This window comes from Pseudomonas spelaei, assembly GCF_009724245.1.
GTDB lineage: Bacteria > Pseudomonadota > Gammaproteobacteria > Pseudomonadales > Pseudomonadaceae > Aquipseudomonas > Aquipseudomonas spelaei.
In genome coordinates this window covers 1-22143 of the sequence record NZ_WNNK01000008.1, presented here as the reverse complement: position 1 = coordinate 22143, position 22143 = coordinate 1, and the positions used below count along the sequence as shown (strand labels likewise).

General features: G+C 58.9%; 21 protein-coding genes and 1 pseudogene. 14 read left to right on the top strand and 8 right to left on the bottom strand.

Translation table 11 applies throughout. The features are described 5' to 3' along the window. Positions 1 to 87 precede the first annotated feature (87 nt). The 4 genes from sucC to GNF76_RS11195 all read left to right on the top strand — a co-directional run bounded on the left by sucC (position 88) and on the right by GNF76_RS11195 (position 4887). The gene (gene sucC, locus GNF76_RS11210) at positions 88 to 1254 is read left to right on the top strand and encodes an ADP-forming succinate--CoA ligase subunit beta (RefSeq protein ID WP_155583230.1); all 1167 of its coding nucleotides are present in this window, start codon (positions 88 to 90) and stop codon (positions 1252 to 1254) included. After that, positions 1254 to 2135: a succinate--CoA ligase subunit alpha gene (gene sucD / locus GNF76_RS11205; protein ID WP_010166265.1), complete on the top strand. Its 882-nt coding sequence runs from the start codon at positions 1254 to 1256 to the stop codon at positions 2133 to 2135. The genes sucC and sucD overlap by 1 nt, the downstream gene beginning before the upstream one ends. A gap of 432 nt (positions 2136 to 2567) precedes the next feature. Further along, on the top strand, positions 2568 to 3881 hold the full coding sequence (gene brnQ, locus GNF76_RS11200; RefSeq protein ID WP_155583229.1) for a branched-chain amino acid transport system II carrier protein: 1314 nt from the start codon (positions 2568 to 2570) through the stop codon (positions 3879 to 3881). Positions 3882 to 4146: 265 nt separating this feature from the next. Next, a complete protein-coding gene (locus GNF76_RS11195; RefSeq protein WP_155583228.1) occupies positions 4147 to 4887 on the top strand; it encodes a DUF599 domain-containing protein in 741 nt (246 codons plus the stop codon). Between the two features lie 115 nt (positions 4888 to 5002). Here the strand turns inward: GNF76_RS11195 and GNF76_RS11190 are convergent, their stop codons facing one another. Further along, positions 5003 to 5254: a hypothetical protein gene (locus tag GNF76_RS11190; RefSeq protein ID WP_155583227.1), complete on the bottom strand. Its 252-nt coding sequence runs from the start codon at positions 5252 to 5254 to the stop codon at positions 5003 to 5005. Between the two features lie 157 nt (positions 5255 to 5411). Here GNF76_RS11190 and GNF76_RS11185 point away from each other — a divergent pair, with 157 nt between their 5' ends. The 4 genes from GNF76_RS11185 (at position 5412) to GNF76_RS11170 (ending at position 9126) form a co-directional block, all read left to right on the top strand. Continuing rightward, the gene (locus GNF76_RS11185; protein ID WP_155583226.1) at positions 5412 to 5888 is read left to right on the top strand and encodes a PaaI family thioesterase; all 477 of its coding nucleotides are present in this window, start codon (positions 5412 to 5414) and stop codon (positions 5886 to 5888) included. After that, positions 5885 to 6337, top strand: coding sequence for a PaaI family thioesterase (locus GNF76_RS11180; protein ID WP_155583225.1), 453 nt, complete (start codon positions 5885 to 5887; stop codon positions 6335 to 6337). Before GNF76_RS11185 ends, GNF76_RS11180 begins: the two co-directional genes overlap by 4 nt. An 89-nt stretch (positions 6338 to 6426) precedes the next feature. Beyond that, positions 6427 to 8331, top strand: coding sequence for a molecular chaperone HtpG (gene htpG / locus GNF76_RS11175; RefSeq protein ID WP_155583224.1), 1905 nt, complete (start codon positions 6427 to 6429; stop codon positions 8329 to 8331). 66 nt (positions 8332 to 8397) lie between these two features. After that, entirely contained in the window at positions 8398 to 9126 is a 729-nt protein-coding gene (locus GNF76_RS11170; RefSeq protein WP_155583223.1) for a dienelactone hydrolase family protein, read from the top strand. 116 nt (positions 9127 to 9242) lie between these two features. Here GNF76_RS11170 and GNF76_RS11165 read toward each other — a convergent pair whose 3' ends face one another. Beyond that, positions 9243 to 10115, bottom strand: a complete 873-nt coding sequence (locus tag GNF76_RS11165; RefSeq protein ID WP_155583222.1) for a pirin family protein — start codon at positions 10113 to 10115, stop codon at positions 9243 to 9245. A gap of 62 nt (positions 10116 to 10177) precedes the next feature. After that, a complete protein-coding gene (locus GNF76_RS11160) occupies positions 10178 to 10594 on the bottom strand; it encodes an OsmC family protein (protein WP_155583221.1) in 417 nt (138 codons plus the stop codon). Between the two features lie 150 nt (positions 10595 to 10744). Between GNF76_RS11160 and GNF76_RS11155 the strand changes: the two genes are divergently transcribed. The 3 genes and pseudogenes from GNF76_RS11155 (at position 10745) to GNF76_RS29930 (ending at position 12962) form a co-directional block, all read left to right on the top strand. Beyond that, positions 10745 to 11209, top strand: coding sequence for a DUF3859 domain-containing protein (locus GNF76_RS11155; RefSeq protein ID WP_155583220.1), 465 nt, complete (start codon positions 10745 to 10747; stop codon positions 11207 to 11209). 127 nt (positions 11210 to 11336) lie between these two features. Beyond that, positions 11337 to 12107 (top strand): annotated as a pseudogene (locus GNF76_RS29935) (MCP four helix bundle domain-containing protein); the annotation flags it as partial. Beyond that, positions 12099 to 12962 carry a methyl-accepting chemotaxis protein gene (locus GNF76_RS29930; protein ID WP_425502831.1) on the top strand — a complete coding sequence of 288 codons (864 nt, stop codon included), beginning with the start codon at positions 12099 to 12101 and terminating at the stop codon, positions 12960 to 12962. The pseudogene GNF76_RS29935 and the gene GNF76_RS29930, both read left to right, overlap by 9 nt. A gap of 116 nt (positions 12963 to 13078) precedes the next feature. Here GNF76_RS29930 and fabB read toward each other — a convergent pair whose 3' ends face one another. The 5 genes from fabB to GNF76_RS11125 form a co-directional block, all read right to left on the bottom strand. Beyond that, positions 13079 to 14299: a beta-ketoacyl-ACP synthase I gene (gene fabB / locus GNF76_RS11145; protein ID WP_155583218.1), complete on the bottom strand. Its 1221-nt coding sequence runs from the start codon at positions 14297 to 14299 to the stop codon at positions 13079 to 13081. Positions 14300 to 14310: 11 nt separating this feature from the next. Then, positions 14311 to 14826 (bottom strand): 3-hydroxyacyl-[acyl-carrier-protein] dehydratase FabA, encoded by a 516-nt coding sequence (gene fabA / locus GNF76_RS11140; protein ID WP_003210552.1) that lies wholly within the window; start codon positions 14824 to 14826, stop codon positions 14311 to 14313. 248 nt (positions 14827 to 15074) lie between these two features. Continuing rightward, positions 15075 to 16976 carry an ATP-binding protein gene (locus GNF76_RS11135; protein WP_155583217.1) on the bottom strand — a complete coding sequence of 634 codons (1902 nt, stop codon included), beginning with the start codon at positions 16974 to 16976 and terminating at the stop codon, positions 15075 to 15077. Beyond that, positions 16973 to 17905 carry an ABC transporter substrate-binding protein gene (locus GNF76_RS11130; protein ID WP_246211897.1) on the bottom strand — a complete coding sequence of 311 codons (933 nt, stop codon included), beginning with the start codon at positions 17903 to 17905 and terminating at the stop codon, positions 16973 to 16975. The genes GNF76_RS11135 and GNF76_RS11130 overlap by 4 nt, the downstream gene beginning before the upstream one ends. Continuing rightward, positions 17906 to 20023: a TonB-dependent receptor domain-containing protein gene (locus GNF76_RS11125; RefSeq protein WP_178123283.1), complete on the bottom strand. Its 2118-nt coding sequence runs from the start codon at positions 20021 to 20023 to the stop codon at positions 17906 to 17908. It lies immediately after the preceding gene. A gap of 195 nt (positions 20024 to 20218) precedes the next feature. Here GNF76_RS11125 and GNF76_RS11120 point away from each other — a divergent pair, with 195 nt between their 5' ends. From GNF76_RS11120 to sixA, 3 genes are read left to right on the top strand one after another with little or no spacing between them, the layout of a single operon-like run. Next, the gene (locus GNF76_RS11120) at positions 20219 to 21244 is read left to right on the top strand and encodes an NAD(P)H-dependent glycerol-3-phosphate dehydrogenase (RefSeq protein WP_155583216.1); all 1026 of its coding nucleotides are present in this window, start codon (positions 20219 to 20221) and stop codon (positions 21242 to 21244) included. Between the two features lie 7 nt (positions 21245 to 21251). Continuing rightward, positions 21252 to 21602 carry a DUF4389 domain-containing protein gene (locus GNF76_RS11115; protein ID WP_178123297.1) on the top strand — a complete coding sequence of 117 codons (351 nt, stop codon included), beginning with the start codon at positions 21252 to 21254 and terminating at the stop codon, positions 21600 to 21602. Beyond that, positions 21599 to 22048 carry a phosphohistidine phosphatase SixA gene (sixA, locus tag GNF76_RS11110; RefSeq protein ID WP_155583215.1) on the top strand — a complete coding sequence of 150 codons (450 nt, stop codon included), beginning with the start codon at positions 21599 to 21601 and terminating at the stop codon, positions 22046 to 22048. The genes GNF76_RS11115 and sixA overlap by 4 nt, the downstream gene beginning before the upstream one ends. The last annotated feature ends 95 nt before the right edge of the window (positions 22049 to 22143 follow it).

Sequence of the window (22143 nt, the reverse complement as noted above, 5' to 3'; positions counted from 1 at the left end):
ACTGTGCAAGCAGCAGTCACAGGTGGCGCGGCACTCATAAAGAGCGCAGCGCCGAATGCGCAGTACCTAACGAAGACGGTAATAAGCATGAATCTTCACGAGTATCAGGGTAAGCAGCTGTTCGCTGAATACGGCCTGCCAGTATCCAAGGGTTACGCAGTAGACACCCCGGAAGCAGCAGCAGAAGCTTGCGACAAAATCGGTGGCACCGAGTGGGTTGTCAAAGCCCAGGTCCACGCTGGTGGTCGCGGTAAAGCGGGCGGCGTTAAGCTGGTTCGCAGCAAAGAAGACGCCAAGGCCTTCGCACAGCAGTGGCTGGGCAAGCGTCTGGTGACTTACCAGACTGATGCCAATGGCCAGCCAGTCACCAAGATCCTGGTTGAATCGTGCACTGATATCGCTAAAGAGCTGTACCTGGGCGCTGTCGTTGACCGTTCGAGCCGTCGCATCGTGTTCATGGCTTCCACCGAAGGTGGCGTGGACATCGAGAAGATCGCTCACGAAACGCCTGAGAAAATTCTCAAGGCCACTATCGATCCACTGGTTGGCGCTCAGCCATTCCAGGGTCGCGAGTTGGCGTTCCAGCTGGGCCTGGAAGGCAAGCAAGTGACTCAGTTCGCCAAGATCTTCGTAGGTCTGGCCAAACTGTTCCAGGATCACGATCTGGCCCTGCTGGAAGTGAACCCGCTGGTGATCAAGGCTGACGGCGATCTGCATTGCCTTGATGCCAAGATCAACATCGACGCCAACGCCATGTACCGTCAGCCTAAGCTGAAGACTTTCCACGATCCGTCGCAAGACGATCCGCGCGAAGCGCACGCTGCCAAGTTCGAACTGAACTACGTAGCGCTGGAAGGTAACATCGGTTGCATGGTCAACGGTGCTGGCCTGGCCATGGGTACCATGGACATCGTCAACCTGCATGGCGGCAAACCAGCCAACTTCCTCGACGTGGGCGGCGGTGCTACCAAAGAACGCGTTACTGAAGCGTTCAAGATCATCCTGTCCGACTCCAACGTCGCTGCAGTACTGGTCAACATCTTCGGCGGCATCGTTCGTTGCGACATGATTGCCGAAGGCATCATCGGTGCAGTGAAAGAAGTCGGCGTTAAAATCCCGGTTGTTGTTCGCCTTGAAGGCAACAACGCTGAGCTGGGCGCTAAAGTACTGGCAGAAAGCGGTTTGAACATCATCGCTGCTACCAGCCTGACCGACGCTGCTCAACAAGTTGTCAAAGCTGCGGAGGGCAAATAATGAGCGTCCTGATCAATAAAGACACCAAAGTTATCTGCCAGGGTATTACCGGTTCGCAAGGTAGTTTCCACACCCAGCAAGCCATTGAATACGGCACCAAGATGGTCGGTGGCGTTACGCCTGGTAAAGGCGGCACCGAGCACCTGGGTCTGCCAGTGTTCAACACCGTGAAAGATGCTGTAGCTGCCACTGGTGCCACTGCCAGCGTGATCTACGTTCCAGCTCCTTTCTGCAAGGACTCGATCCTGGAAGCAGCATTCGGCGGCATCAAGCTGATCGTGTGCATCACCGAAGGCATTCCTACCCTGGATATGCTGGACGCGAAGGTCAAGTGCGACGAGCTGGGTGTTACCCTGATCGGCCCTAACTGCCCAGGCGTGATCACTCCAGGCGAATGCAAGATCGGCATCATGCCAGGTCACATTCACTTGCCAGGTAAAGTCGGTATCGTTTCGCGTTCCGGCACCCTGACCTACGAAGCTGTGAAGCAGACGACTGACGCCGGTTTCGGTCAGTCGACTTGCGTCGGCATCGGCGGTGACCCGATCCCAGGCTCGAACTTCATCGACATCCTGAAATTGTTCCAGGAAGACCCGAAGACCGAAGCGATCGTGATGATCGGTGAGATCGGCGGTTCGGCTGAAGAAGAAGCGGCTGCCTACATCAAGGCACACGTGACCAAGCCGGTTGTTTCCTACATCGCTGGTGTGACTGCCCCTGCTGGCAAGCGCATGGGCCATGCTGGTGCAATCATCTCTGGCGGCAAAGGCACTGCAGACGAGAAGTTTGCTGCCCTGGAAGACGCAGGCGTTAAAACCGTGCGTTCGCTGGCAGACATCGGCAAGGCTTTGTCCGAGCTGACCGGTTGGGCCGTCAAGTAAGCCTCGCGCTTAGCTGACGCTTCACCCACACAAAGGCCACCTTCGGGTGGCCTTTGTGCATTCTGGGGATTGCCCAACAGTTTGAATGCCTCTGGTCAAATGTGGGAGCTGGCTTGCCTGCGATGGCGTCTTTTCAGTCGCCATTGTGCTGGCTGATCTATCGCTATCGCAGGCAAGCCAGCTCCCACCTGTGAATGTATTGCCAATTTAAGTATGAAAACGCGACATATAAATGTCGCTTATCGGACAGTTCGCCCTGCAACAGTGCGTTTGTCAGGCAAATTCGTTAGGCTACCCGCCTCTTTATGCGTCCGCAGCCCACAAGGTCGTGGCGCGCTAGACCGGTCAGTCCCCATCCGGCCTGACAGTATTTCCCTCATCCATAGGGAAGCCCTCTCTAAATTCCGATTCAGTAGTGTGGTATTTCCTCAAATGAAAGTGTTGAAAAGCCAGGATATCCTGGCGTTGGGCTTTATGACTTTTGCCCTGTTCGTGGGCGCCGGTAACATCATCTTCCCGCCGATCGTCGGTTTGCAGTCCGGGCCTCATGTCTGGATGGCGGCGCTGGGCTTCCTGATTACCGCTGTTGGCCTGCCCGTGGTCACCGTGGTTGCGCTGGCCAAGGTCGGTGGCGGCATGGACGCGCTGAGCAGCCCCATCGGCAAGATCGCCGGTGGTTTACTGGCTGCGGCTGCGTACCTGGCGGTAGGCCCGTTGTTCGCGACTCCGCGTACCGCGACGGTCTCCTTTGAAGTAGGCCTGGCACCGCTGACCGGTGAAAGCCCGCTGGCGCTGTTCCTCTACAGCTCGGTGTACTTCCTGCTGGTGTTCTTCATTTCCCTGTACCCGGGCCGTCTGCTGGACACCGTGGGCCGCTTCCTGGCGCCACTGAAGATCATTGCCCTGGCGGTGCTGGGCATCGCTGCGTTTGCCTTGCCGGCCGGTGATGTGGGCGTCGCTACCCCTGAGTATGTGGCTGCACCGTTCTCCCAGGGTTTCATCAATGGTTACCTGACCATGGATACCTTGGGCGCCCTGGTGTTCGGCATTGTCATTGTCAACGCCATTCGCTCCCGTGGCGTTGAGTCGCCGCAACTGATCACCCGCTACGCGATCATCGCCGGGCTGATTGCCGGCGTGGGCCTGGCGCTGGTGTACGTCAGTCTGTTCCGCCTGGGTTCTGGCAGCCATGAAGTGGCTGCCGGTGCTGCCAACGGCGCAGCGGTGTTGCATGCCTATGTGCAACACACCTTCGGTTCCTTGGGCAGCGGCTTCCTGGCGGTGCTGATTTCCTTGGCGTGTCTGGTGACAGCGGTTGGCCTGACCTGTGCCTGCGCCGAGTATTTCAGCCGCGTACTGCCGTTGTCCTACAAGACTCTGGTGGTGATCCTGGCGGTATTCTCGCTGGTGGTGTCCAACCTGGGCCTGACCAAGTTGATTGCGTTCTCGATCCCGGTACTGACCGCGATCTACCCTCCGTGCATCGTTCTGGTGGCCCTGAGTTTCTGCAAGGATTTCTGGCAGGAGCAGGGGCGGATCGTGGGACCGGTGATGCTGGTGTCGTTCATCTTTGGCTGCATTGACGCGTTGAAGGGTGCAGGCCTGGCGGATTGGATGCCATCGCAGTTGGCCCACCTGCCGCTGAGCGAGCAGGGCCTGGCGTGGCTCGTTCCCTCGGTGATGACCCTGGTCGTGGCGGTGGCTGTCGACCGTATGTTAGGCAAGCGTAGCGAGGCCATCGCCTAAAGCGCTTGGTCATACGCTGACATCGAAATGCCCCGTATCAAACGATACGGGGCATTTTTTATGGGCGACGCGCAGTGTCTTTTTCCCTGAGCTAGCGTCGAAGGGATTACGACATTCCTATGTTGGAACCCGATCAGTGTGGGAGCTGGCTTGCCTGCGATAGCGGTGGGTCAGCTGGCACAATAGCGACTGAAAAGACGCCATCGCAGGCAAGCCAGCTCCCACATTGACCGAGTCATAAAACCCTCCGTGTAAAAGGACCCGCATGTCGTTCGTCGAAGCCAATCTGATCCACTTGCTCGCCGCCCTCTGGTTTGTCATCTGCTGGGGCGGTTACACCCGCTATGCCAGCTGGAAAGCCCGTGATACTGCGTGCCTGGCCAGTGTGCTGCACCTGTATCGCGAGGATTGGATGCGTCGCATGCTACTGCGGGACAACCGCATCGCCGATGCCAGTGTGATCGGTAACCTGGAGCGCAACGCGTCGTTCTTCGCCTCCAGCACCCTGATTATTCTCGCCGGTATTCTCACCGTGTTGGGGGCATCGGAGCGGGCGGTGTCGTTGCTGGCAGACATTCCCATGGTGCAGCAAGCGTCCCAGGGTATGTCGGAGATCAAGTTGCTGTGCCTGGCCCTGGTGTTTGTTTACGCGTTCTTCACCTTCAGTTGGTGCATGCGTCAGTACAACTTTGCGGCAGTGTTGGTGGGGTCGGCACCGATGGTCGGTGAGCGGCATGTCTCCGAGCAGGAGCGCAAAGCGTTTGCTTCCCGGGCTGCGCGGGTGATTTCGATGGCCGCCAACCAGTTCAACTTTGGCCTGCGATCCTATTATTTCGGCATGACCATGCTGGCCTGGTTTGTCAGCCCTTGGTTATTCATGTTGATGAGCACTGGGGTTGTGTTGGTGTTATATCGACGGGAATTTCATTCCGATGTGCTGGACGTAATGGTCTATACCCCGACTGAGGCACCCTTGCCTGAGTTGAATAAGGAGCCGACTTTGTAAGCCTTGCGTGTTCGTTATCCTTTGAATAAATACGCCAGACAAAGTAAAGCCCGCTACTTGAGCGGGCTTTCTTTTGCAACAAGGTTGTTAAACCTCAGCGGTCAAGTCGTCAGACTCAAGAACCGGTTGCAGGTGTGGCAGGTGCTGCTTCTTTTACTGCTGCTTCGTTCGATTCTTGCTGGGCTTTGGCAGCATCAGCGTTTTCTTTTGCAGCTTCGTTCACTTTATCCTGAGCTTCGCTCATTTTCTGTTGAGCTTGTTCAGCGTGTTGGTTGGCATCCTGAGCTTTGTCCTCGGATTTTTTATCGCAGGCAGCGAGGCCCAGAGCGGCGGCCAACATCAAGGAAATAGCTAAAGTCTTGCGCATGGGGTGTTTCTCCTTATTGAAGATATCTACTGGCCTTTCGAGCCTGTGGTGAGCGCTTAGTTCCTTTAATCCCACAGATATATAAGCGTTTTCGTCATGGAACTTTCATCCGGGATTACAACTCATCCAGATTAACACTAATAAGAGTCGCTATCGAATGACCGAAAACCTTCTTTTAGAGCGTGCTACGCGCTTTGTCTCAGCGTTGCGCCACTGCCAGGTACTGGGAATCCAGGTTCACGACGCCAGCGGGGAGGGCATGACGCTGGTCCTGCCGTACAACCAAAATATTGTGGGTGATCCACAGACCGGTGTGATCCATGGTGGCGCCTTGACCTCGTTGATGGACACAGCCTGTGGCATGGCCACCTTGTGTGTGTTGCCGGAGTTCGAGGTCTGCCCGACCCTGGACTTGCGCATCGACTACATGCACCCCGCCGAACCCCACAAGCCGGTGTTTGGCTTTGCCCAATGCTATCGGGTGACCACGGACGTGATCTTCACCCGTGGTTTTGCCTATCAAGATGATCCGCAACAACCGATTGCTCACGTGGTGGGCACATTCATGCGCATGGGCAAACGGCTCAAGGGCACGCGAGGACTGGGCAGCGCTATCAAGGGAGAGCAGGCATGACGCATCAATTCAGAAGCCGCCTGGAGCAGGCCCACAGGCGCGGTGACTACACGGCGTTGCTTGAGCTGATTCCCTATGCCCGGCTGATCGGTATCGAATGCACTCGCCTGGGGGATGAATTGCTGTTCCGTATGCCTGCCAACAAGGACAACATTGGTAACCCCATATTGCCGGCGATCCACGGCGGAGTGATCGCAGGCTTTATGGAATTGTCGGCGGCGCTGCATTTACTGGTGTTTACGGGCGCGCCAGGGGTTCCCAAAATCATCGACTTTTCCCTGGATTACCTGCGGGCCGGGCAGTTTCGCGACACTTACGCCAAATGCCAGGTATGGCGCCAGGGGCGGCGCGTGGCTAACGTGGCGATCACTGCCTGGCAAAGCACCCAGGCCGAGCCCATTGCCACTGCTCGGGCCCATTTCAAAATCCAGGAGCATGCTCGCCCTTGAAATCCTGGTCTTAGCCCCCAACTTTGATGACAACCCGCCGCCAACCCTCAAGGGCGCGGCCACTGCCATCCAATTGGAGTTTGATGACCATGAGTGTGGAAACTCAAAAGGAAACCCTGGGCTTCCAGACCGAGGTGAAGCAACTGCTGCACCTCATGATCCATTCGCTGTATTCCAACAAGGAAATCTTCCTTCGCGAATTGATCTCGAACGCCTCTGACGCTGTCGACAAATTACGTTTCGAAGCCCTGTCCAAGCCTGAGTTGCTGGAAGGTGGCGCGGAACTGAAGATCCGTGTGAGCTACGACAAAGACGCGAAAACCGTCACCCTCGAAGACAACGGTATCGGCATGAGCCGCGACGATGTGATCACCCACTTGGGGACCATCGCCAAATCCGGCACCGCTGATTTCATGAAAAACCTGTCGGGCGACCAGAAGAAAGATTCGCACCTGATCGGCCAGTTCGGCGTGGGCTTCTACTCGGCCTTCATCGTTGCCGACCAGGTTGAAGTGTTCAGCCGCCGTGCCGGCCTCGCGGCGAGCGAAGGTGTGCACTGGTCTTCCAAAGGCGAGGGCGAGTTTGAAGTCGCTACCGTTGAAAAGGCTGACCGTGGTACCCGCATCGTGCTGCACCTGAAATCCGGTGAAGACGAGTTCGCCGATGGCTGGCGTCTGCGCAACATCATCAAGAAGTACTCCGACCATATCGCTCTGCCGATCGAGTTGCCGAAAGAACAAACCGCGGCTGAAGGCGAAGACGCGCCAGCCCAGGAATGGGAAGTGGTCAACCGCGCCAGCGCCCTGTGGACGCGTCCTCGTACCGAAGTCAAAGACGAGGAATACCAGGAGTTCTACAAGCACATCGCCCACGACTACGAGAACCCGCTGAGCTGGAGCCACAACAAGGTCGAAGGCAAGCTGGAATACAGCTCGCTGCTCTACGTACCGGCCCGTGCTCCGTTCGATCTGTACCAGCGTGAAGCGCCGAAAGGCCTGAAGCTCTACGTGCAGCGCGTGTTTGTGATGGATCAGGCGGAATCATTCCTGCCGCTGTACCTGCGTTTCATCAAAGGCGTGGTCGACTCTAACGACCTGTCGCTGAACGTGTCGCGGGAAATCCTGCAGAAAGACCCGATCATCGATTCCATGAAGTCGGCGCTGACCAAACGCGTCCTCGACATGCTGGAAAAACTGGCGAAGAACGAGCCTGAGCAATACAAGGGCTTCTGGAAGAACTTCGGCCAGGTCATGAAAGAAGGTCCGGCGGAAGATTTTGCCAACAAGGAAAAAATCGCCGGCCTGCTGCGTTTTGCGTCCACCTTGGGTGATGACGGCGAGCAAGTCGTGTCCCTGGCCGAATACCTGGCCCGCGCCAAGGAAGGTCAGGACAAGATTTACTACCTCACCGGTGAAACCTACGCTCAGGTCAAGAACAGCCCGCACCTGGAAGTCTTCCGCAAGAAAGGCATCGAAGTGCTGCTGCTCACTGATCGCATCGACGAGTGGCTGATGAGCTACCTCAGCGAGTTCGACGGCAAGACCTTTGTCGACGTGGCACGTGGTGATCTGGACCTGGGTAACCTGGATTCGGAAGAAGACAAGAAAGCCGCCGAGGAAGTGGCCAAGGCCAAAGAAGGCCTGGTTGAGCGGATCAAGACTGCCTTGGGCGATGCCGTCAGCGAAGTGCGGGTTTCCCACCGTCTGACCGACTCCCCGGCAATCCTGGCCATCGGTGAGCAGGACCTGGGCATGCAGATGCGTCAGATCCTGGAAGCCAGCGGTCAGAAGGTTCCGGACTCCAAGCCGATCTTCGAATTCAACCCGGCTCACCCGTTGATCGAGAAACTCGACGGCGAGCAGAGCGAAGAGCGTTTTGGCGACCTGTCGCACATCCTCTTCGACCAGGCAGCCCTGGCTGCCGGCGACAGCTTGAAAGACCCGGCCGCTTATGTGCGTCGGCTGAACAAGTTGTTGGTTGAACTGTCGGTTTAACACCGTTGTAGAAAAACCCGCTTCGGCGGGTTTTTTCGTTCTAGTGCTACTCAACTGGAGTAAATGATGAGCCAAGTCACTGTGCGTTCCGTGGTCTATCAGATTGATGGCCAATCTTATGAAAGCCGCCTGGCCTTTGATGCCAGCCATAAAGGTCCGTTGCCAGGGTTGTTGATGGCGCCGAACTGGATGGGTGTCAGTGCAGGTGCCGAGGACATTGCCAAGGCCGTGGCTGGTAAGGGCTACGTGGTGCTGATCGCCGACTTGTACGGGCAGCGTGTTCGCCCCTCCAATGGCGACGAAGCCGGCGCGGCGATGATGCCGTTGAAGAATGACCGGGCATTGTTGAACAAGCGCATGAACGCGGCGCTTGAGCAGTTGCAGAGCCAGACCGAAGCGGCGGTTGATACGTCGAAACTGGCGACCTTTGGCTTCTGCTTCGGTGGTTGCTGCTCCCTGGAGCTGGCCCGTACAGGCGCGCCACTGAAGGCAGCCGTGTCGTTCCACGGAACCCTCGATACACCCAACCCGGCGGATGCGAAGAACATCAAGGGTTCAGTACTGGTGTTGCATGGCGCTTCCGATCCTCTGGTGCCGAAAGAGCAACTGCCGGCGTTTGAGGATGAAATGAATGCAGCCGGTGTGGATTGGCAGTTGCTCAGCTACGGCGGCGCGGTGCATTCCTTTACCGACCCGCATGCCAATGTGCCGGGCAAGATGATGTATGACGCGAAGACTGCTGGCCGGGCCTTTGTGTCGATGCATAACTTGCTGGATGAAGTGTTCAAGGGTTGATAACCCGGTTACCTGGGCCGGCCCCATCGCGGGCAAGCCCGGCTCCCACAGTTGATCACCTTCCCCTGTGGGAGCCGGGCTTGCCCGCGATGGCTATCTGGCAGGCAAAACCTTTCTTAAGCCTTGCTACCCGGCAACTCAATCCGCTCACTTTCCCCCGGCACCGTCGGCCAATCCCCGGCCGCCCAACGCCGCCGAGCCTGGTCGATCAATAGCGGATCACTGGCGACAAAATTCCAATTGATCCGCCTCGGCCCATCCAGCGGCGCACCGCCAAATATCACCACATGGCAATCGGTTTCAGCAAACAGCGCGATGCTCTGGCCTGCCGGCAGAATTGCCAGGCTACGGACCTCCAGCGGCTCACCATCGAGTTGCGCATCACCTTCCAGCACATATACCGCGCGTTCCTGATGCTCATCAGGGATCAACAACGTCGTCGCCGTCTGCATCTCTATCTCGGCATACAGCGTCGGTGACAGCACCGGTACCGGCGACTCCAGGCAAAAGCCGCTGCCGGCGATCAGGCGAATCCTCACCCCCAGGTTGTCACTCACCGGCAGGCTCGCAGCGGGATGATGGCTGTAGTGCCCGGGGCCTTGTTCCTGCTCCTTGGGCGAGGCCAACCACACCTGCAGCCCATGCAGGTTGAAGCCACTGGCCTTGAGCGCTTCTGGCGAGCGTTCGACGTGGGCGATGGCACCACCTGCGGTCATCCAGCTGACGTCCCCGGCCTTGACCAGTTGGTCGGAGCCCAGGCTGTCCTTGTGCAGGAGTTCGCCTTCAAACAGGTAGGTCAGGGTGGACAGGCCGATATGGGGATGCTGGCGGATGTTCATGCCGGTACCCGGCGCGTAGCGGGTTTCGAGCATATGGTCGAAGAACACGAACGGTCCGACGCTGCGGCATTCCCTTGAAGGCAGCGGGCGCAGGATAGGTTGGCCTTCGACATCTTCGGCGCGAGGGCGGATCACGGTCACAGTGGTCATGGTACGTCCCAATCTGAGCGGGTTAGGCCTGGGAGCATAACCCGCTCGATGGGAGGTTGCCGCTATTGACTGAAGGCGCCTTCCGAAAGGCGAGTCTCGATAGTGACTTCAGCGGTGGTCATCAGCTTGTGTACCGGGCAGCGGTCGGCCACACGGTGCAACTCATCGCGTTGGGCATCGGTCAACACGCCCTTGAGGGTCAGCTTGACGTTGAGCTTGTATTTGCCTTTCTGCTCTTCGCTGCTGTCATGGGTGACTTCAACGGTAACGCCCGTCAGCGGAATGTCCTTTTTCTGCGCGTAGAGCTTGAGAGTCAAGGCCTTGCACGAAGCAAGGGCTGCATCGAAGTAATCGTGAGGCGAGGGCGCCGAGTCGTCGCCACCGAGGCTCTTGGGCAGGTCGGTAAACAGCTCGTGTTTATTGACATGAACGCTGTGGCGGAAGTTTTCGTTGTTCAGCGTGTTGACGGTAACAGGCATGGAGAACCTCACAAGGTGGCAGGACAGGAGTGATGCAGTTATAGAGCATGCTGGCACGTTGGTGTTCCCCTGATTTTCTTCTATTGAATTTGTCATTCTCCTGTCACGCCGGCGTCATAAGCTCCCGCCATCTCAAACAAGGAGCGAACTATGCACTTCACCCGTTCAGGCGCCCTGGTGGCGCTGATGATGATCAGCGGCCTGGCCAGTGCCGAAGTCCGTATCGATGGCCCGGTGGAATACGGTGTGTTTGATGGTCCGAACGCCGAGCTGCAATCGGGGGAGCGCGTGCTGCGTCGCAGCAACGAACACATCCAGGCTACCCAGGCAGTTCCGGCCAAGCTGGGTACCAAGTTCGGCTTGCGTTATCAGTTGGTCGGGAAGGTCGCCGAAGACACCCCTCTGACGTTGCTCTACCTCACCCCCGGCATCCGCACTCCAGACGGTATTCGTCACGACAAATTTGAAGTGACGCAGAAACTGGTGCCCGGCGCGCCCCAGGACGTGATGGCCTATGAGTTCACCGAACGCCACGAAGTGGTACCGGGGGAATGGCGTTTCATGGTGTTCCAGGGTGATCGTCTGTTGACCCAAAAGAACTTTACCGTTCGCTAATCCCCGGGCCGGGCGATGAGAAGGCATTTTGATATCGCTTTTTCGTCTTACATAAAACGGACAAGGCGCCGATACCTTTCAAGAGCCTCGCTGCAGGTGATGCAGCGCTTTTGGAAGGAGCCGAAGCATGAGTATCAGAAGTCTCAATATCGCCCCCCGAGCAGGTCTGGGGTTTGGTCTGCTGGCGTTGATGGTGTTTGCCCTGGGAGGCTTTGCCTTGCTGCAGATGGGCAATATGCGCCAGCAGTCGGATCAGGTGGAAAACAACTGGTTGCCCAGCGTGATGGCGGTCGGCGAGATGAATCAGGACCTGTTGCGCGTCCGTGCCCTGACCTTGCGGCTGTTGCTCAATCGCGATCCCCAGGCGCTGGCGCAGAATGAACAGAAAATCACCGACATAAAAAACGGGTTGCATCACGCTCAGTCGCTGTATGAAGGGCTGATCGTCCTGCCTGAGGAGACGGTGCTGTTCGACCGCTTTAAAACCGAGCAGCAGCACTACTTGCAGCGTCAGGAGCAAGTCATGGCATTTTCCCGACAAAACCAGTTGGGCGACGCCATCAAGGTGGTCAATGGCGAGATGAATCAACTGGCTGATGCGATGGCCGGTACCCTCCATGAGTTGGTCATTCTCAACAAGGTCAATGCTAACCAGGCGGCGACTCTCGCCCAGAGTGTGTTCAGCCGCTCCCGAACCTGGGTGATCGGCATGATTGCGGTGACGGCCCTGATCACCATCGGGCTGGCCTTGCTATTAACCCGCAGCATCGTACTGCCACTGTCCCAGTCGTTGAAAGTGGCCCAAGGCGTGGCCAGCGGCGATTTGACGGGTGAGATCACCGTCAGTGGCAAGGATGAGCCGGCGCGCTTGCAGCAGGCGCTCAAAAGCATGCAGGAAAGCCTGCGGGAAACTATCCGGCGCATTTCCGATTCCTCCAGCCAACTGGCATCGGCGTCTGAAGAGCTCAGTTGCGTCACCGAAGACGCCACCCGTGGCCTGCATCAGCAAAGCCAGGAGATCGAACAGGCCGCCACGGCGGTCAATCAGATGACGGTGGCGGTGGAAGAGGTCGCGAGCAATGCAGTGGCGACCTCGCAGGCATCCCGGGAGTCTGATCGCATTGCCCAGCACGGTCGTGAACAGGTGCACCAGACCGTGTTATCCATCGAGTCCCTGGCTGAGGATGTGACGGCCAATGCGACGCAGGTCGAGGACTTGGCGCAAAAAGTCTATGGCATCAGCAAGGTGCTGGATGTGATTCGCTCGATTGCCGACCAAACCAACCTGCTGGCCCTGAACGCGGCCATTGAAGCGGCGCGTGCGGGTGATGCCGGGCGTGGTTTTGCGGTGGTGGCGGATGAAGTCCGGGCTTTGGCCCATCGCACCCAGCAGTCGACCCAGGAAATCGAACAGATGATCAGCGGGATCCAACAGGGCACAGATCAGGCGGTCAGTTCGATGCAACAGAGCAATACTCGGGCGCGTTCGACGCTGGATGTGGCCAAGGCGGCCGGCACGGCGCTGGAGGAGATTGCTTCGGCATTTACGCTGATCAACGAGCGTAATCTGGTGATCGCCAGTGCTTCGGAAGAGCAGGCGGCGGTGGCCAGGGAGGTGGACCGTAATTTGATGAATATCCGCGATTTGGCGCAGCAGACATCGGCGGGGGCGACGCAGACCAGTGCGGCGAGTCAGGAGTTGTCGCGGTTGGCGGTGGATCTTAATACGATGGTGGCGCGGTTTTCGGTGTAGGGCTTGAAATCGAGTTGGCCCATTCGCGAGCAAGCCCGCTCCCACATTTCGACCATGTACACGGTCAAGTGTGGGAGCGGGCTTGCTCGCGAAGCAGGCGACTCGGTTTGCGAGGCTTACTTGCCCTGCCAGCGTTTCAGCACCAGGGTGGCATTGGTGCCACCGAAGCCGAAGCTGTTGCTCATCACGGTGTTGATGGTTGCATCTTCACGGGTCTTGGTCAGGATCGGCATGTCAGCCACTTCCGGATCCAGTTCCTCGATGTTGGCAGAACCTGCCATGAAGTTGCCTTCCATCATCAACAGGCAGTAGATCGCTTCGTGAACGCCCGCGGCGCCCAGGGAGTGACCCGACAGGCTCTTGGTAGAGCTGATCGCCGGTGCCTTGTCGCCGAATACCGCACGTACGCCTTCCATTTCCTTGGAGTCGCCGACCGGAGTCGAGGTGCCGTGGGTGTTCAGGTAGTCGATCGGGCCGTCAACGGTGGCCATGGCCATCTGCATGCAGCGGATCGCGCCTTCGCCGCTTGGCGCAACCATGTCGTAGCCGTCGGAAGTAGCACCGTAGCCGACGATTTCCGCGTAGATCTTCGCGCCACGGGCCAGAGCGTGTTCCAGCTCCTCGACCACCACCATGCCGCCACCGCCGGCGATGACGAAACCGTCACGCTTGGCGTCGTAGGCGCGGGAGGCTTTCTCCGGGGTTTCGTTGTACTGAGTGGACAGGGCGCCCATGGCGTCGAACAGGAACGATTGGCTCCAATGTTCTTCTTCACCACCACCCGCGAACACGATGTCCTGCTTGCCCAACTGGATCTGCTCGACCGCAGTACCGATGCAGTGAGCACTGGTGGCGCAAGCGGAGGAGATCGAGTAGTTCACGCCCTTGATCTTGAACGGCGTGGCCAGGCAGGCGGAAACGGTGCTGCCCATGGTCCGCGTGACACGGTACGGGCCAACGCGCTTGACGCCTTTCTCGCGCAGGATGTCCAGCGCTTCCATCTGGTTCAAGGTCGACGCGCCGCCGGAGCCGGCGATCAGGCCGGTACGCGGGTTGGACACCTGGTCGTCGGTCAGACCGGAATCAGCGATCGCGTCCTTCATGGCCAGGTAGGCGTAGGCGGCTGCGTGGCCGACGAAGCGATAGATCTTGCGATCGATCAGCTCTTCGAGGGGCAGGTCGATGGAGCCGGAAACCTGGCTACGCAGACCCATTTCGGCATATTCCGGGTTGAATCGGATGCCAGGGCGACTTGCACGCAGGTTAGCGGAGACGGTCTCTTTGTCATTGCCCAGGCACGAAACGATGCCCAGACCAGTGATAACGACGCGGCGCATGCGGATAACCCTTAAAAGTTGTCAGTGGAAGTGAATACGCCGACCCGAAGGCCTTCGGCAGTATAAATCTCGCGACCGTCGACAGTCACCGAACCATCGGCAATGGCCAGGTTCAGCTTGCCCTTGAGGACGCGCTTGATTTGAATGTTGTAAGTGACTTTCTTGGCGGTCGGCAAGACCTGGCCAAAGAACTTCACTTCGCCCGAACCCAGGGCCCGGCCACGCCCCGGCAAGCCTTGCCAGCCGAGGTAGAAACCGACCAACTGCCACATGGCGTCGAGGCCCAGGCAGCCCGGCATTACCGGATCGCCTTCGAAATGGCAGGCGAAAAACCACAGGTCAGGGGTGATATCCAGCTCGGCGACCAATTCACCTTTGCCGTACTTGCCACCCTCTTCGCTGATATGGGTGATGCGATCCACCATCAGCATGTTCGGGGCGGGCAGTTGCGCGTTACCTGGGCCGAACAGCTCACCGCGACTGCAGCGCAGCAGATCTTCCCGAGTAAAGGCGTTTTGTTTGGTCATGCGAGCTCCTCAATAGTCCCATGCGGCAGGGTAGGGCAAATCTTCCCGACCGACTGAAGCGTTCATGCCTCACATCGGCAGCCTACACATAGACTATTGCGTTGTAGTGAAAGTCACAGCGTCAAGGACATGAATGTACACTTGTGCACTGAAATTATAAACCGGGCCGATTTACAGGCCCGTTCGGGTGCCTAAGACTGCCGCACTTTCGCCTTTCACGCCAGTCGCAGTTGGCCGATGGTGCCCATCTACTGAACCCAGCGTTGTAGGATTTGCTGCAAATCCGTACGTTTGAACGGCTTTGCCAGGTAGTCGTTCATTCCCGCGGCCAGACAGGCTTCGCGGTCGCCCTGCAAGGCGTTGGCGGTCAGGGCGATGATCGGCAGATCGGCGCAGCCGGGCAGTTGGCGAATCTGCCGGGTGGCTTCGTAACCGTCGATCAATGGCAGCCGGCAATCCATCAGGATTGCGGTAAAAATCAGGCTTTCGGCACTGCGAATCGCCTCGGCGCCGTCGGTGGCGATGCTGACTTCGAACCCCAGGCTGCGCAGCATGGCTTCAACTACCGTGCGGTTGACCGGGTTGTCTTCCACCAGCAAGACATTACGTCCCTCGCCTGCGCTGGTTTTGCCCTGGGCATCCGGCGCGATGACCGGCAGGCTTTGCTGGTAGATCGCCAGTGGGATTTCCAGAGTAAACACCGAACCCTGGCCTTCTTTGCTCTGGGCGCGCAAGGTGCCGCCCATCCGCTCGGCCAGGGTACGTGCGATGGGCAAGCCCAAGCCGGTGCCGCCGTAGCGTCTTGAGATGGAACTGTCAGCCTGTTGAAACGCGTCGAACATCAACTCCAGGCGTTCGGCCGAGATGCCTATCCCGCTGTCACGCACGGTGCAGGTGAACCACAACAGTTCATGGTCAAGCGTCTGCCAGTGGGGCTCGACGGTGACGGTGCCACGTTCTGTAAACTTGAGCGCATTACCGATCAGGTTTACCAGAATCTGCCGGATCCGCGTCGGGTCACCGCGGACCTGCAACGAATCCATGCCTCGCGGTATCGACAACTCCAACACCAGCCCACGTTGCAGGGCGCTGTGCTGGAAGGCCTGGGCACAACTGTTGATCAACTCGACCAGATTGAACGGGATGTGCTCAAGCTCCAGGGCCGCGCGCTCGATGCGCGAGAAGTCGAGAATGTCGTTGATGACTTTGAGCAGGTGTTCGGTGGACTCGGAGGCCAGCGCCGCATATTCGGTCTGCTCCTCGGTCATGTCGGTGGTTTCCAGCAGTTGCAGCATGCCCAGTACGCCGTTCATCGGGGTGCGCAGTTCGTGGCTCATCATCGCCAGGAAATCCGACTTGGCATTGTTTGCCCGCTCGGCTTCTTCGCGAGTCTGGATCAACTGGGCCATGGCCTGATGCTGTTCGCGGCTGGCCTGGTTGAGGCCTTCGGCGAGGTTGTTAATGTGGCGGGAGAGGTCGCCCAGTTCCGAGTCATCGACGATCGGTAGTGGCGTTTTATAGTCACCCTGTTGGATGGCCTTGACCGCATGGCCCATGGCGCTGATCGGTTGCGACAGGCTGGCGGCCAGGCGCCGTGCCAGCAAAAAGGTAAAGAGCAGGGCAAACAACGCGAGGATTCCGGCCTTGAACAGAATTTCCTGCTGGCGCTGGCTGAAGGCATCGTTTGACATACCGACGATGACCCGGCCCAGGTAGTCCGCCCGAGGTGCCTTGGGCTGCGCGCTGCTGTCCTGGAAGAAGTCATTACCCAACTGGATATGCTGCAAGCGTATCGGCGCCTGGAACACTTTCACCGACAGCGAGCGGTCGTGTTTTTCCGAGGGTTGCTCGACGTAGACCAGAATGTTTTCGGTGCTGTCCTGGATTTCCAGGAAGCGCACATGGGGCGTGGCCAGGGTGGCCCGCAACAGGCTTTCCAGTACGTCGTTGTTGCCGGAGATCACGCCGTACTCGGTGGCCGGGGCCAGTTGGTTGGCGATCAGTTGGCCGGTGTGGTCGAGTTCCTGGCGCAGGTCCTGAATCCGTACGAAGGTGAAGAAACTGATCAGCAGCAGCGTCAGTAACAAGGCTGGGCCCAGGGTGATGATCTGGGTTCGGGTACTAATGTCCCAACGGCGACGGAAGGTCATGGACGTTTTTCTCCTTCGGTCAATCGGACTGCAACAGCGGCTTCATCCACCTGTTCGATCCCCAGTGAGCGTGCGACTTGTGGATTGCCTACGACTTTGAAGTGTTCCGGGTACAGCGAGCGTGGCCAGCTGGACGGTGAGTGATCCAGCAGGCGGTCGAGTACGGCCAGCCAATCGCTTTGATCGCTGTAGGTGCTGGCCAGGCTGCCGGCCTTGACGAAGCCTGCGTTGGGCCCGATCAACGGCAACTGTCTGGCGTAACTGCTCAGCAGCAGGTTTTTTGCGGTTTTCGGGTTATACAACTGGGGGTCGTCCAGTCCCAACAGCACATCGCTGTTCTTGAACAGGGTTTGCAGCGGGCGGCTGTCATTAATGTTGTCCCAGGGTTGGGAGACGATTTCCAGGCCCATGGACGTGGCGTGCTGGCGTAGTTCGTGGAGCAGAAAGTCACTCTCGATGCCGTATAGGACACCGATGCGCCGCGCCTGGGGCAGGATATCGGCGATCAGGCGTAGCTGACGCTCCAGCGGCGGGTCGCTCCACAACAGGCTGATCCTTGGTGGCACGCCATGCCCCAAATGTTGGCGGGCTTGCAGGCGGCTGATGCGCAGCACCAGGGTCGGCGGGCCCTGATTGTCCTGCAAGCGCCAGTCGAGGCTTTTCAGGTCCAGCAGGATCAGGCGAGTAGCGCTCGGCAAGTGACCTGGCGCGGGAAGGTCACTGAGCGGTGTGAACGTGACGCGGTCTTCCGGGCGTTGCTGGCCCAGGGCCTGGACGAAAGCCTGTACGCCGGGACCATCCTCGGCGGCGGTCAGCAGAATCTCGGCCGCCCAGGTCGGTGTGGCGAACAGCAGGCTGGCGAGCAACAGGCAGCGTCGCCAGACGCAGGCGGTAAAGAGGTGGGTCATCCGTGACGAAGGGCGGCTCATCTAGAACTCTAACTCCGCACTGAAGTAGAGCACGTGGCGCTGGTCGTAGTTGTTGTCGGCCCAGGTGGTGGGCTGGTTATCGAGCCGTTGCTGCAACATGCCGGCCAGCTCCAGGTTGGCTTTGCCCAAGGCAATGCGCTTGGCCACCCGCATATCGACCCGTTCGAAGCGATATTGGTTGAGGGCATCGTCGCCATAATAGAACAGCGCACTGGACCAGCCTTGACCCCACTCGCGCAGCCAGCCGGCGGAGCCACTGTTGCGGGCGGTTTGCTGTTGGTCGAGAGGGTTGGTGGCGCTGGCATCGACATACGCATAGGTCAGGCGCAGTCGGTCTGCGGCGTTTACGCGCCAGTCGAGCTGGGTTTCGGTGCCGGTAAAGCGTGAGCTGTTGGCGTTGCTGGCGATGTACTGGTTGTTGCGCAGTGGCTCGCTGATCATGTCGGTGATTTCGTCATAGAACAGTTTCACGTCGACGTTCAGCCCGATGTCGGCAAAAAAGCCGTTGTAGCCCAATTCTCGCGAGCGCATCAGCTCCTTGTCGAGATTGCCCGGGCCGCGGGTCTTGACGAAGTATTGGCCAGAATTCTGTCCGTAGGCCGGCGAGCTGAGATTGGTAACCCGGTAGCTCCAGTTGACGTTGTTCTCGAACATGTCCGGCGAGCGGATGGCTTCGGAATACACCGCCCGCAGGCCGTGGCGCGGGTTGATCAGGTAGTTGACGGCAACCCTGGGCGTCAGGGAGTTGCCGCTCAGTCGCGTGTCCTCGAACATCGCACCACCCTGCAGCAGCCAGTGCTCGCTGGCCCGCCATTCCAGGTGGCCGAACAGGCGCCAGGTGTTGTCGTCCAGGGTGCCGTTGAAGTAGGTGTCGGAGTCGGCGCGGTCATAGCGGTAATTCATGCCGCTGACCAGGCGCAGGCTGTCGGTCAGGCTGAGGGTGTCTTGCAGTTCCAGGTCGTAGCGGCTTTCCCGGGTGCTTTGGTCGATGTTGCCGCAGACGCTGTCTTTACCGCCACCGTTTCTCCATTGGTCCAGCACCTGGTTTGCCAGGGCCTGTTCGGCAGCGCTTCCCGGCGGTGCGCTGGTGTAGTTATCCATGTGCCGCGCCAGTTTCTCGGCGTAGTTTGAATTGAGTTGCCAGAGTTGGGTCAGTTCCGGGCTGAACGAGACCTTGGCGTCGCAGGCTTTCCAGATCTGCCGGCGATCCCACTGCTGGGCCGAGCCTTGGATATAAAGGCTGTGTTCGGGACTGAAGTCGAAGTTCCAGCGCAGCGAGCCGGCATAGTCCTTGGCGGTGACGTCGGAATTGGTGCCGCCTTCGGTAATCCCGTCGAATACCGGCTTGTAGGTGTAAGGGCGCTGGTTGCTCCCTTCCTTGGCATTGAATTGCCAGTCGATGCTCTGTTGCTGGTTCAGGGTTTGGCTGACTGCAAGGCTGAAGCGGTTCAGACGTCGGCTGTCGCGCCGGTCGGCGCCGAGCTCATTAGTGTCAAAACCATCATCCTGCTGCCCGGAAACCGACAGCCGCAGGTTGCCGGTTTCCCAGCCCATGCCCTGGCTGGCGTAGTAGTCATTGATTCCCCGTTCACCCCGGGTGACCTTCATCCGTGTGCCTTGGCTGTTGGCTGGCGAGCGGGTGAGGATGTTGACCACCGCCATCAGCGCGTTGGCGCCGTAGCTGACGGTGTTGGGCCCCCGGAATACCTCGATGCGCTCAATGTCTTCCATGGCTACCGGGATGTCGCTCCAGTCCACGGTGGCCAGGCCGGCACGGTACACCGAGCGGCCGTCGATCAGCACCTGCATGCGCCGCGCGTCACTGGCGTTGGTACCGTGGTAGTTGACCGCCGCCTGGTTGCCGGAGGTGTAACCGACCATCATCCCGGGTACCAGCCGCAGCAATTCAGCGATATCCCGCGCGCCGCTGGCCTTGATCAGTTCGCTGTCGATCACCGTCATGCTGCCGGGCACCGCTGCGGCTGACTGCTTGAGTCGGGTCGCGGTCAACACCTGCGGCAGCGGCTGGCTGTCGAGGAACAGATCATCGGCCAGCAATGGCCCGCTGAACAACAGCGCCAGAACGAGGTATGAACGAGGAGGAGGGCCCAAATACACGGCACGGCCTTGATAATATCGAATAGCCGCCCATGTTAACTGAGGCGGGGGCTTTTGCCAGTCGGGGTCCTTGCAATTACCTCATGCAAACACGCCACTTTCCGACAAACGCAGGAATTTACGCGGGGGCTGGCCGCAGGCGGGTCGCCCCGTATAATGCCGCCATCGCCACTGGTATGGATTAACGGATTGCATATGACTGAACAGCGCCCTATTGCGGTCCTGGGAGGCGGAAGTTTTGGTACCGCCGTGGCTAATCTGCTGGCTGAAAACGGCCACCGGGTACTCCAGTGGATGCGTGATCCCGAACAGGCCGAGGCCATTCGGGTCAATCGTGAAAACCCTCGTTACCTTAAAGGCATCAAGATTCACCCGGCGGTCGAGCCTGTCACCGACCTGTTGGCGACCTTGACGGCCTGCGACCTGTGCTTCGTTGCCCTGCCGTCCAGCGCCCTGCGTTCGGTGCTGGCGCCTCACGCCGAGCGTCTGGCCGGCAAGCAACTGGTCAGCCTGACCAAGGGCATCGAGGCCCACACCTTCAAGCTGATGAGCGAAATCCTTGCAGAAATCGCCCCCCAGGCCCGTATCGGCGTGCTGTCCGGGCCTAACCTGGCGCGGGAAGTGGCGGAGCATGCCTTGACCGCCACGGTGGTGGCCAGCGAGGACGAGGCGCTCTGTGAACGGGTTCAGGAAGTGCTGCATGGCCGTACTTTCCGGGTCTATGCCAGTGCCGACCGCTTCGGTGTGGAGCTGGGCGGGGCGCTGAAAAACGTTTACGCGATCATCGCCGGCATGGCTGTGGCCCTGGGCATGGGGGAGAACACCAAGAGCATGCTGATCACTCGCGCGCTGGCGGAAATGACCCGGTTTGCGGTCAATCAAGGTGCTAACCCAATGACCTTCCTGGGCTTGGCCGGGGTCGGAGACCTGATCGTCACGTGTTCATCACCGAAAAGCCGTAACTATCAGGTCGGCTTCGCCTTGGGCCAGGGCCTGAGCCTGGAAGACGCCGTGACGCGCCTGGGGGAAGTGGCCGAAGGGGTCAACACCCTGAAAGTGCTGAAGGCCAAGGCTCAGGAAGTCGGGGTCTATATGCCGCTGGTCGCCGGCTTGCACGCGATCCTGTTTGAAGGGCGCACCTTGAATCAGGTGATCGAGTTGCTGATGCGTGCCGAGCCGAAAACCGATGTCGACTTTATTTCCACCAGTGGTTTCAACTGAGGAACGCCTGATGAACGATCCGAAAGCAGCACCCAAGTATGAGTCCATTGTTTTGCGTGTCCTGTGGATGCTGGTGTTTGCCCTGGTGTGGCAAGTGGCGCAGTTTCTCCTGGGGGCTCTGGTGGTGGTGCAACTGATTTACCGTCTGGTTTACGGTGCGCCGAACCTTGGCCTGATGAACTTCGGTGACAGCCTCAGCCAGTTCCTCGCGCAGATCGGCCGTTTTGGTAGCTTCCACAGTGAGCAAAAACCCTGGCCGTTCGCCGACTGGCCAACCCCGCGCGCGCCGGAAGGCGAAGCCGCCCACAGCGTGCCACCGGCGCCGCATCCGGTGCGTGATGAGGAACCCAAGCTATGAAGGTGTGGGTGTTGCGTCACGGCGAAGCCGAAGGGCATGCCCGCACGGATGCTGAGCGCAACCTTACCGAGCATGGTCGTGCAGAAGTGCTGCGCAGTGCGGCTCATCTGATTGGCCAGCCGATCAAGGCAATTATCGCCAGCCCTTATGTGCGGGCGCAGCAGACGGCGCAGTTGGTGCGTGAGGCGTTGGGGTTTGAGCCGCAGATTCGCACGGTGGCCTGGTTGACGCCTGAGAGCAGTCCACTGGAGGTGTTGGGTCACCTTGAGACTGATGACACGGTGCTATTGGTCAGTCATCAGCCGCTGGTGGGGAGTTTGATCAGCTTTATGCAGCATGGTCATTTGCGTCAGCCGCAGCCGATGAGCACTGCGAGTTTGGCGGAGCTGGAGGGGGATTTTCCGTTGGCGGGGTTGATGAGCCTCAATAGTGTCAAGAATCTGTAGAAGACACGTTGGTTCAGGCTCGGTTGGGTTGGGGGGCATATCCGTTGCTGCGGTAACGGCCGCTTAGGGTTCCGCCCTTACGGCGGGTCACTTTG